An 11500-nucleotide genomic window follows, 5' to 3' on the forward strand; every position below is an offset into this window, starting at 1 on the left:
AGCGGCAAGCCTTTCAGCGCTGCATCAACCTGCTGGAGGCGTCAACTGGCATGGCATCAGCGCCAATGATGGCGGCGATGATGCAGGTAGTAGCCGCCGAGCACGGCAGAGCGCACGCTGGTGAACAGCAGGAAGGCCAGCCACAGTCCATGATTGCCGAAGCCTTCGAGCAGCGGCCACAGGCCGATGAATGCCAGCAGGGACACCACCAGCGTATTGCGCATTTCACGCGTCGCCGTGGCGCCGATGAAGATGCCGTCCAGCAGGTAGCTCCACACCGCGACCAGGGGCATGGCGACCATCCAGGGCAGATAGACGGTGGCCAGGGCGCGGACTTCGGGAATGTCGGTCAGCAGGTGGATCAACGCCGGCCCGCAGAGCCAGAGCAGGCCGCTGGCCGCTGTCGCGGTGATCAAGGAGAAGCGGGTTGCCGCGCCCACGCTGCGCGCGAAGCGTTGCCAGTCGTTCTGGCCGACGGCTCGCCCGACCTCTGATTCCGCCGCCTGGGCGAAGCCATCCAGTGCATAGGACGTCATCATCACGAACTGCAGCAACACCGCATTGGCCGCCAGAACATCATCCCCGAAGCTGGCACCCTGCGAGGTGAAATAGGCCGTCGCGCCCAGCAGGCACAGGGTGCGCACGAACAGATGCTGATTGACGCGGATCAGCGCGCCCCAGGCGGGGAGAGACAGCAGCGCTGCGCGATCACTGCGCCCCGGCATGCGTCTGAGCTGGCGGGCGACCAGCCACAGGCCCGTGGCCAGCGCACAGTAGTCGGCGATCACGCTGGCCAGCGCCACGCCATCGCTGGTCATGCCCAGCCCGGGCACGAAGGCCAGGTCGAGCAGGATGTTGACGCCATTGGTCAGCACGAGGATGCCGAGCGTGACGCGCGAATTACCAAGCCCCAGGAACCAGCCCAGAATCACGTAGTTGATCAGCACCGCCGGCGCCGACCACAGCCGGATGCTGGCGTAGTCATGGGCCAGGGCGCGCGTGGTCTCGCTGGCCTCCATCAGCGATAGTCCCAGGGTGATCAGCGGCGAGCCGGCGATGATCAACACCAGCCCTATGGCGAGTGCCAGCCCGATGCCCTGGCCCAGCAAGGTACGCAGGCCATCGTGGTCTTCACGGCCATGGGCCTGTGCCGTCATGCCTGTCGTGCCCATGCGCAGGAACCCGAAGCCCCAGTACAGAAAGCTGAAGAGGACCGCGCCCAGCGTGACCGCGCCCAGATACACCGCATCCTCGAGATGCCCGACCACGGCGGTATCCACCAGCCCCAGCAACGGCACGGAAATGTTGGAAAGGATGATGGGCCAGGCCAGGCGCCACATATGGCGATCGGCGGAAGGCAGTGTGGCGGTCTTCAGGGAAGGTGCGGGCATGTTGGGTCCGAATGAGGGGTGAAGGTAACGTCAGCCGGGAGCGGTCGCGTTGATCAGGATAAGGCCTGGCAGGGCTGGGCGTAATGGCGCTGGAGCGCTAATCTAGTTCTGGTGACTTGATGGCAAGGCCTGCCATGCGCCAGCAGAGAGCTCCACTGGCGCGAAGACCCATAACAGGGACGCATGGAGCGTCCGGACGCAAGGGAACTGACTATGAAACGCACGATTCTTCAGCGAAGCACGCGATTGCGCACTGGGCTTGCAGCAGCTGGCATGACGCTGGTGCTGGCGACGCCGGTGCAGGCCATCGAGCTGCCCAGCGAGCAGGGTGACGACACACCCAGCGCAGGCATGATGGTGGCCGATGCCCTTATCGGGCGTCCACTGTTGCTGGCCACGACCGTCGTCGGTGCTGCCATCTTTGTCGTGTCGGCTCCCTTCGCGGCCATGGGGCAGAATATCGATGAGACGGCGCGCGTACTGGTCGCGACTCCGGCGCAGGCGACCTTCGCTCGCTGCCTCGGCTGCAAGACCACGCGTGTCGATTGGGATTGAGGATGTCCTGATCGCGGCTGGTGAGCACGCGCCGCTCATGGCTGGACACGACAACGCCGACCTTGAGGGTCGGCGTTGTCGTATCTGAAGGGTGGTGAAAGCGGCTGTTAGTGCGCGGTTTGCCTGGCGTGGTTATCGGCTGCAGGCGGCAGTGAGTTGAAGCACAGCACGCGTTTGCGTCCGGCGCGTTTCGCCTGGTAGAGCGCATTGTCGGCCATGTTGAACAGCGCGTCGGTGGCCTGGCTGTCATGCGGCGCGTTGGCGACCCCGGCGGAGAAGCTCAAGCCGGTCAGCGGCCCCAGCGTCTCATGCTCGAAGACTTCTTCGTGGAAGGCTTCGAGAATGGCTTCGACACGTGCGCGTGACACCGCTGCGCTGGCACCGGGAATCAGGATCACGAACTCTTCGCCACCGTAGCGACAGGCTTCATCGGAGCTGCGCAGCGACTCACGTATCAGGTTGGCCAGGCGCGTGAGGACCTGATCGCCCATCTCGTGTCCGTAGGTGTCGTTGACCTGCTTGAAATGGTCGAGATCCAGCACCACCAGGGACAGCGGGTTGCCGATGCTGGCCTCGGCCAGTTTCTGGGGCAGCACCTCATCGAGGTGACGACGATTGAAGAGGCGCGTCAGCGTATCCTTGCGCGCCTCATGTGCCAGACCCCGCTTCAGCTGCAGGTCGGCCAGTGCCAGCATCACCAGGTGGCTGACATCTTCCGCCAGGGGCTGCAGGCGCTCCAGGCTGTCCTCTTCCGGCGGGATCAGCAGCACGAATTCCCCCACCTGGCCATCCCCGACCGTCAGCGTCTGCTTGAGGTGACGAGCGTCGGTGGGCGGTGACCCCCAGTTGATATGCATCGTCTGATTGATGTCATTCGGGTCATGCAGGGTCACGTTGCCTTCGCAGCCGGCGAACAGGCTGGGCAGACGAACATTGAGCTGGGTGATGATCTCATCGAGCTGGGAGCAGGTCAGCAGGCATTCCGCGAGGTGATGGATCTGGCTGCGGCTCTCGGAGAGTCGCGACAGCTTGAGGTTGGCGGCCTGCAGGTCGCGCTGGGCACGCTTGCGATCGGTGATGTCGTGAACGATGGAGAACAGCAGGGTGCGGCCGTTCAGGTCCACCGGGCCGGTAAAGATCTCGACATCACGCAATTCACCGTTGGCAAGCTGATGGCTGGCCTCGAAGTGGTTGTCGGTACGGTTGACGACCGCACGGATGCGCTTGGAGAGCGACTGGCTGGCCAGCACGTTGATACGGCCCAGTGGCATGCCGCACATCTCGCCGATGCTGTAGCCATAGAAGTCGGCGGCGACCGGGTTGGCATCGATGATCTCGGCAAGCTCCGGGTCGATCAGCAGCTTGATGGCGTTGCCGGTGCTGAAGACTTCCTGATACAGGGTCGCATTCTCCTCGAGCAACTCGATGGCGCGGCGGCGGTCCTCGATATTGTTGATCAGTACCAGGGTGCGCTCCTCGCCCTCCAGCGGCGTGAGGGTGACTTCCGCCCAGAACATCTGCCCCGTATCAGTCTGCATGTGGTATTCGTCCTGGAAGCTGCCGCCTTCGCGCTGCAGCTGGCCCCAGGCACGTTTCATGCGACTGATCTCGTCCAGTGAGAACAGCCCCCACAGCGATTGCTGGAAAAGCTCGGCATCACTCTTGCCCAGCAGGGCATGCATGGCCGAGTTGGCATCCGCGATGGTGCCATCCCGGTCGGCGACGATGATGCCCACCGGGGCGGAGTGATAGATGGAGCGCAGGCGGGCACGGCTGCTGATCAGGCGTTGCTGCTGCTCCTTGATCCAGTCGATATCGCTGTGAGTACCGATCATGCGCAGGGGCCTGCCATCCTCGGCACGTTCCACCACGCGTCCCTGATCGAGAATCCACTTCCATTCACCGTTGCGCGTCAGCATGCGGTGCTCGTTGCGATATTCTGCGCTGTGGCCTTCAAAGTGCTGTTTCAGGTCGTCGAGGGTGCGCGGCATGTCATCCGGGTGGATGCGTGACTTCCATTCATCGAAGCTGCTGCCGATCTCGTGTTCCTGGAAGCCGAGCGTCGCCTTCCACTGCGGAGAGTAGAAGACGTGATCGGTATCCTGCTTCCAGTCCCAGACGCCGGCGCCTGAGCCTTCCAGCGCGAACTGCCAGCGTTGTTCGGCCTCGCCCAGGGCGTCACTCATCTTCTGCAGCTGCTGATAGGGGTAGACCATGCGCGATGAATAGATGGCGTGATAGATCATCGCGTAGGCCACCACCTTGTACAGGTGGCCGAGCAGATTGAAGACATCGAAGGCAGTGGCATAGAGCGTGAAGCACAGCTCGGAAATCCCCGTGGCCAGCGCCGCGACCGCCAGCCAGCCGGCATTGGTGCCTTCAGGCAGTCGGCGCGCGCCGAGCAGAAGTACCGCGGCCAGCACAGCGCTCAGCGCCAGGGCCCACTCGTAGCCGATCTTCCAGGCGGTCAAACCGCTGCCGACGATGAAGGTCTCTGGCAGGAAGTCGAGATGAAAGAGGCCTATCCAGCTCACCGCCAGCCCGATGGCGAGCGTCAAGCCAAAGGCCACGGGCAGATAGCGGCGCGGTACGGGGCGGGCCGTCAGCAGGCAGGGGGCCAGCAGCGCGATGATGAAGGCGGTCCGCCCTGCCAGCCAGAAATGGATGGCCTTGCTGACGGAGGCTTCGCTGACGAAGTCGGGCATGCCGTCATAGCTGAAGATATGCACCATGTCGAAGAAGGCGGAGAGCATGAAGGCGCACCCCATGACCAGAAAGCTGGTCGGCAGCGTCCGACGGTGCCCCTGGAAGATGGAGACGGCAGACATCAGAGCGACCAGTATCGCGCCCATTTCCAGCAGTGAATGCGGGACGAGGTACTGTCCGACCGAGCTGAACAGCTGCGGACGCGGCACCACGATCAAGACCACCATGATCGCCAGCATGACAAGCAGCATCCCCGTGCCGGCATTGGGCAGCTGTGTGCGTGTCCCCAGGAAGGGGCGCTTGAGAACGGTAGAGAGAGAGCGAGAGGACATGGGCAATCCGTGCGCGTGAAAGGGTACGACAGTGACTTTATCACTACAGGATAGAATAGATTGTTTACATTGCCCTAACAGAAAATAACCTGGCGTAGCGTTTGGTATTAATTGCGTAGCCGTTTAGGCAGGGGCCGAGAGCAGGTTGGTAGCCACGATGTTGTCTGGCCATGGTAGCAGCGGGGCCGGCAGGGAGGACGGCGGGGAGGACGGCGGGAGCAGGCACTGGCGGGTAGAGCGGGAGGTCTTGATCGCGAACGAAGTGTGTCGCCAGCCGGCGTCTTTGCCCGTCGGCGCCTTTGCCAGTCGGTGTTAGGGAAACACTGCACAAATCCTGCCGTTGGTGCCTGATCGCCACCGACGGGGTAGAATCTGGCTATACCGCTACCGCCCGATAGAGCCATCCCGATGAAGCAGATCTCATTCGCCCAAGCAGAGCATCAGAACAAGAAGAAAGTGACTCGCCGAGAGCGGTTCCTGGCCCAGATGGAGGCAATGCTACCTTGGCAACGGTTGATCGATGCACTGTCGCCAGCCTACTTCCCGAATGCCGCGGGCAAGCGAGGCCGGCCGCCCATCGGGCTTGAGCGCATGCTGCGGATCTACTTCCTGCAACAGTGGTATGCACTGGCTGATGAGGCGCTTGAAGATGCCATCTACGACAGCCAGGCAATGCGCGACTTCGTGGGGATCGATCTGGCCATCGAGACCGTGCCGGATGCGACCACACTACTGCGTTTCCGCCATCTGCTGGAAAAGCATGCTCTGACGCAGCGGATCTTCCAGGAGATCAATGCCCACCTGACCGAGAAGGGGCTGTTCATGCGTGAGGGCACCATTGTCGACGCCACTATTGTCTCGGCTGCACCCTCCACCAAGAACAAGGCCAAACAGCGCGATCCCGAGATGAAACAGACCCGCAAGGGCAACCAATGGTACTTCGGCATGAAGGCCCACATTGGCGTCGACGCGGTGACCGGGCTGACGCATACCGTGGTTGCCACCTCGGCTAACGTGGCTGATGTCACCATGGTAGAGCACCTGGTGCGGGATGATGACAATCGAGTCCACGCTGATGCGGGCTACATCGGTATGGGCAAACGCCTGGACGAAGAGAAGGATGCAGAGGATTCCCGTTGCTGTATCGCGGCCAAGCGAGGCGGTATCAAGAAGATGGAAGAGAGTCCGATGAAAGAACTGCTGCTGAAAATCGAGCGGACCAAGGCCAGCATCCGCGCCAAGGTCGAGCATCCGTTCCATGTCATCAAAAATCTCTTCGGCTACCGGAAGGTGCGCTACAAGGGGCTGGCCAGGAACCAGGCGCAGCTATTCAGCCTGTTCGGGCTGGCCAACCTCTTGCTGGCGACGCGATGCGAAGGACGCATTGACGGGGTCAGTGCGTCTTGAATCTCTCCTACTAGCCGGATACATCGGCTGGTAGGGGAAATAGGTCATCTATACCGGTCAGAACGCGACCGCTGTTGCGGTTGAAGCACCAGTCTGAGCGCTTAAACCGCGCAGAACCGAATTGATCATCGCTTCCCTAGGTGGCTTAATGGTGATATAATCCCTAACAGAGAGCATAGAAAATTTCTCGCCAAAACATTGGACACACCTTTAAGCTGGCTTCAAGGAGAAGACTTCGAGCCACCCGACTTTATCAAAGAGACAATTTCCTCTGAAACCGAACTAGTCGGTAGATCTGGAGCCTTACTTTACCCATTAGTATATCGTATAGCGCCAGACACACCACCAGAAAAGATTCATTCATTAATTATTATGACGTACACGCTATTAAAGAACGGTGAGCCAGAAAATACAGTTCTAGGTGAAATAATAAAATCTCTATTTCAACCTTCACTGACAGAATAAAAGCCTATAATAGTTAACCATTGAATACGCAAGGGCCATACGGGGGAAATCAATCGTATGGCCTATTCGTATTGAAATATTTCAGCTGCACAGCATGCCGCTGGCGACGATCTCGCTGAGCGTGCCCTTGCCGATGCCACTGATGCGGGTCAGCTGACCACTGGAACTCCACGGACGCTGACGGATGATATCGGCCGCGCGTGCCGGCCCGATATTGGGCAGGCGATCCAGCTGATCGGCGTTGGCGGTATTGAGGTCGATACAGGTCTGACTCGCCGAACTGGAGGCGTTGGATGCACGACTGGCTACCTCTGTGCCCGCCGCCTGCGGCTGGCCGCCGTCCAGTGGCAGCAACGCCAGTGTCTCGCCGGTCACCGACAGATAGATCGGGGCGTGATCGGAGACATCGGCACGCGCCGCCTCATGACTGATACCCAGATAGTCCGGGAAGCGGAACACATCGCCGCTGGCGCTGGGCCATTCGCTCGGCACATACCAGATGTTGTCGTAGAGCGAGGCATAGCGGCCATCGGTCTTGGAGAGCGTCGTCGCGCCCTCGGTGATCAATGGGCGCAGGCCGAGGGTCCGCAGGTCTCCCCACGCAGGCTCATCCGGCGCCATGTTGAAGTCGCCCATGATGATCGCCGGGGTGCCGGGCGAGATTTCCTTCATCAGGTCGTAGATATCCGCCAGCGCACGGATTTCCGGCGCGCGATCCGCCTTGCTGTCGCCATAGACAATATGCACGTTGGCGGCGCTGAAGGCCCGCCCGCTGTCCTTCTCGACGAAGGTGGCCAGCAGCGGCTCACGCGAGAACACATCCTCGGGGTCGAGATAGACGGTAGCCCCGCCCTGATAGGCGATCGACTTGTCGCGATACAGATAGGCGTAACGCTCGGTATAGGTGCTGCGCCCGACCGCATGGCTGACCAGGCTGTCCCACTCATCGCCGGTCAGCGCCTCAAGCTGCTGCTCGAGCTCGCTGACGACCTCCTCCTTCATCACCTCCTGCAGGCCGATCAGGTCCATATGGCTCGCCACCGCCGCGACCTGCTCGAGATGCTTGCCGTTGTTCCAGCCGGCATGCTTCAGATTCCAGCTGGCGATCACCGCATCCGCCTGACTGCTGGCTGCAGCGCCCAGCAGCACGGGCACTGTCAGCGCCATCACCACCCTTCTGGCGATGCGCTCAAGCCGAGAACCGCTAGACGGCTGCCGGCCGCGCGGGAGCTTGCTGTTGTTGCTCGTGCTGCTGTTGCCAGCGATATCCAGGTGACTGCTGCTCGTATTGCTGACGCTACCGCGCTGACCTATCCGTATCACTGCGTGACCCTTGACTGATGACTCGTACACAAAAGACCGTAAGAAACTGTATCTTATGGACTTGTCGTCAAGGTTTATAGAACCACGATATTATTTATTATCCTTTGCGCGACTCTTGATAGATGACAGAGAGCTAGCGCGTCACGCCACCGTCAGCGCCGGACCTTGCCACTTGACCTTTCAGCGCCAGCTTTTACTCTCGAGCGCTGATGCTTCCTTTCTCCAGTCACGAGATCCCATGACCCCATCGTCATCCCTTTCTCCCGGCAGCCTGCTGAATCAGCTGCGCCAGACCACGCCGCTGGTGCACAACATCACCAATCATGTCGCGATGACGCCGACCGCCAATACCCTGCTGGCCATCGGTGCCTCGCCGCTGATGGCGCATGCGCAGCAGGAAATTCAGGAGATCTCCGCCATCAGTGCGGCGCTGTCGATCAATATCGGCACGCTGTCGCCCAGCTGGATCGAGGCCATGCAGCTGGCCGCGATGTGCGCCCACCGCGACGGCAAACCCTGGGTGCTGGACCCCGTCGGCATAGGCGCCTCCAGCCTGCGCCAGTATGCGTGCCGCACGCTGCTGGAATATCGCCCCAGCGTGATTCGCGCCAATGCCTCCGAAGTGCTGGCGCTGGCCGGTGAGATGAATCAGGGCCGAGGCGTGGACAGCGGCGATGACGGCGAGGATGCGCTGGAGCGCGCCAGTCGGGCCGCCGTCGCGCTGGCGCGCACGCAGAACTGCGTGGTGGCGATGACTGGCCGTGTCGATGTCGTCACCGATGGCCAGCGGCAAATCACGGTTCAGGGCGGCCATGCGCTGATGGGCCGCGTCACCGCCATGGGCTGCGCGCTGAGCAGTGTGGTCGCCGCCTTCCTCGCCGCCTCCCTCGCCGCCTCCCTCGCCGGGCATGACGACACCCTGCACGCCACCGCCGCTGCGCTGGCCTGTTACGCCGAGGCCGGTGAGACGGCGGGCCAGTCGGCGCAAGGCCCGGGCAGCTTCGTGCCACGTTTCATGGATGCCCTGTATACTCTCGACGCCGATTCCACCCCGCTAGCCTCTCGTCTGGAGCTGACCGATGTCACTTGATCTATCCCTTTACCTGGTCACCGACCCCGCGCTGTGCGCAGAGCGCGGCCTGGAAGCCACCGTGATGGCCGCCGTGCGCGGCGGCGTCAGTGTCGTGCAGCTGCGCGACAAGCATGCCAGCGACGAAGAGATGATCGCCCAGGCCATCCGCCTCAAGGCGCTGCTGGACGAGTACGAGGTGCCGCTGATCATCAATGACCGCATCGAGGTCGCGCTGGCCAGTGGCGCCGATGGCCTGCACATCGGTCAGAGCGATGGCGACCCGGTCGAGGCGCGTCGCCGTCTCGGCGAGGACGCCTTGATCGGCCTGTCGGTCCAGACGCTTGAGCAGCTCAAGGCCGTCGATGTCGAGCGCATCGACTACCTCGGCCTCGGCCCGGTATATGCCACCCCGACCAAGCCGGATCATGCCGCGCCGCTGGGCATCGAGGGACTCACGCAGCTCGTGCGCTCAAGCCCGCTGCCGACGGTCGCCATCGGCGGCATCTCGCTGGCCAATGCCGGCGAAGTCATGACCAGCGGCACCGACGGCCTCGCCGTCGTCTCGGCGCTGTGCAGTGCCGAAGACCCCGCCGCGGCCGCCCAGCAATTCCTGGCGCAGTATCCTTTCTGATTGGATCTGAACTGTGCTGATCTGATCTGAAATGAGCTGAGCTGAGCTGAATTGAGCCCGCCAGTCACGACAACGCCCGCCATGGTCAGCCATGGCGGGCGTTGTCGTCTTTGCTACCTGAACTGATTGAGCGGATCAGCTGGTCGCCAGGTCACTCTCGGCATTCGCCACCAGCGCGAACTCCTCCTCGGCGGTCTTCGCCACCAGCCGATGACGGCTGAAGATGGCGTAGTAGGCGATGCCCACCACGAACAGCACCAGGGTGTAATTGAAGGCACGCGGATCAAAGGCATAGACCCCGGTCAGCGCGATCAGCGAGAGCACCAGCGCGATGGCGGACGTCACGATGCCGCCCGGCGTGCGATAGGGACGCGCCAGCGCCGGTTGACGCAGGCGCAGCAGGATATGGCTGGCCGCCATCAGCGCGTAGGAGACTGTCGCCCCCACCACCGCCATGCCCAGGATCAGATCGCCCTCGCCAGTCAGCGAGACCAGGAACCCGAAGATGCCCGGCACCACCAGCGCCCAGGTCGGCGCCTTGCGCTTGCTGGTCAGCGACAGCGTCTTGGGCAGATACCCGGCCCGCGACAGCGCGAAGACCAGACGGCTGTAGCCATAGATGATCGAGAAGAACGACGCCACCAGCCCCGCCAGGGCCAGCACATTGACCAGTGTCGCCAGCCCCTCGCTGCCGGTGGCCTTGAGGGCATCCACCAACGGCACGGCGCTGCTGCCGACTGCCTCGGCCCCCGCGGCGCCAGCCAACAGGAAGACGACCAGCACGGCGGTGAACATCAGAAACAGCATGGCGCCGATGATGCCGCGCGGGACATCACGGGCCGGGTTGCGTGATTCCTCCGCCGCCAGCGGCACCCCTTCCACGGCCAGAAACAGCCACATGCCGAAGGGCAGCGCCGCCCAGATGCCATACCAGCCATTGGGCATGAAGTCGCTGGCCCCCCAGGCATCGGTCGGAGCGATATCGAACAGGCGACTGCTGTCGAAGTCACCGATCAGCGCGACGGCGGTGGCGATGATCGCGAACACGGCCAGGCCGCTGATCACCATCATCACCTTGAGTGCCTCGCCGACTCCCGCCAGGTGAATGCCAATGAACACCAGATAGAAGATGGCGTAGATGATCGGGCCATTGATGCCCAGCAACGATTCCACCGCGCTGCCGATGAAGATGACGATGGCCGCGGGGGCCAGCGCATATTCGATCAGCACGGCAAGACCGGTGAGGTAGCCGCCTGCCGGCCCCATCGCCTGGCGGGCGAAGCTGTAACCGCCGCCGGCAGCCGGGATGGCCGCTGACATTTCGGCCAGCGACAGCACGAGTGCCAGGTACATGATGCCCATCAACAGCGCGGCGATCGCGAAGCCGCCCCAGCCCGCCTCGCCGATGCCGAAATTCCAGCCGGCGAAATCGCCGGAAATCACGTAGGAGACCCCTAGGCCCGCCAGCAGGACCCAGCCTGCCGTCCCTTTCTTCAATTGGCGCCTGGCCAGATAGTCCTGCTCATTCGTGTCGTGATTCGTGTCGCGAGTCATGGTGCCGCCTTGTATGCCTCAGGCATTTGTCATTGTTGGATCGGGAGATTCCCGCTGCTGCGCT

8 protein-coding genes are annotated in these 11500 nt (G+C 62.4%); 4 read left to right on the forward strand and 4 right to left on the reverse strand.

Features of this window, described 5'->3' with window-relative positions; all coding sequences use genetic code 11:
• Window positions 1-56: 56 nt before the first annotated feature.
• Window positions 57-1391 carry an MATE family efflux transporter gene (locus QD208_RS04755; protein ID WP_153636576.1) on the reverse strand — a complete coding sequence of 445 codons (1335 nt, stop codon included), beginning with the start codon at window positions 1389-1391 and terminating at the stop codon, window positions 57-59.
• Between the two features lie 273 nt (window positions 1392-1664).
• Here QD208_RS04755 and QD208_RS04760 point away from each other — a divergent pair, with 273 nt between their 5' ends.
• Window positions 1665-1946 carry a hypothetical protein gene (locus QD208_RS04760; RefSeq protein ID WP_234368090.1) on the forward strand — a complete coding sequence of 94 codons (282 nt, stop codon included), beginning with the start codon at window positions 1665-1667 and terminating at the stop codon, window positions 1944-1946.
• 107 nt (window positions 1947-2053) lie between these two features.
• On the opposite strand, the gene QD208_RS04765 is transcribed toward QD208_RS04760, so the two are convergent.
• A complete protein-coding gene (locus QD208_RS04765; protein WP_153636575.1) occupies window positions 2054-4984 on the reverse strand; it encodes an MASE3 domain-containing protein in 2931 nt (976 codons plus the stop codon).
• A 408-nt stretch (window positions 4985-5392) separates the two neighbouring features.
• On the opposite strand from QD208_RS04765, the gene QD208_RS04770 reads away from it, so the two are divergent.
• Window positions 5393-6391 carry an IS5 family transposase gene (locus QD208_RS04770; protein WP_279835907.1) on the forward strand — a complete coding sequence of 333 codons (999 nt, stop codon included), beginning with the start codon at window positions 5393-5395 and terminating at the stop codon, window positions 6389-6391.
• 546 nt (window positions 6392-6937) lie between these two features.
• On the opposite strand, the gene QD208_RS04775 is transcribed toward QD208_RS04770, so the two are convergent.
• Window positions 6938-8023, reverse strand: coding sequence for an endonuclease/exonuclease/phosphatase family protein (locus QD208_RS04775; RefSeq protein ID WP_279835909.1), 1086 nt, complete (start codon window positions 8021-8023; stop codon window positions 6938-6940).
• Window positions 8024-8417: 394 nt separating this feature from the next.
• Here QD208_RS04775 and thiM point away from each other — a divergent pair, with 394 nt between their 5' ends.
• Both thiM and thiE read left to right on the forward strand, forming a co-directional pair.
• Window positions 8418-9269, forward strand: coding sequence for a hydroxyethylthiazole kinase (gene thiM, locus QD208_RS04780; protein ID WP_279835911.1), 852 nt, complete (start codon window positions 8418-8420; stop codon window positions 9267-9269).
• A complete protein-coding gene (gene thiE / locus QD208_RS04785) occupies window positions 9259-9882 on the forward strand; it encodes a thiamine phosphate synthase (RefSeq protein ID WP_024952615.1) in 624 nt (207 codons plus the stop codon). Before thiM ends, thiE begins: the two co-directional genes overlap by 11 nt.
• A 135-nt stretch (window positions 9883-10017) precedes the next feature.
• Here thiE and eat read toward each other — a convergent pair whose 3' ends face one another.
• Entirely contained in the window at window positions 10018-11436 is a 1419-nt protein-coding gene (gene eat / locus QD208_RS04790; RefSeq protein WP_279835912.1) for an ethanolamine permease, read from the reverse strand.
• Window positions 11437-11500: the final 64 nt, after the last annotated feature.

Origin of the sequence: Cobetia sp. 29-18-1, from assembly GCF_029846405.1 — a bacterium.
GTDB classification, from domain to species: Bacteria; Pseudomonadota; Gammaproteobacteria; order Pseudomonadales; family Halomonadaceae; genus Cobetia; species Cobetia amphilecti.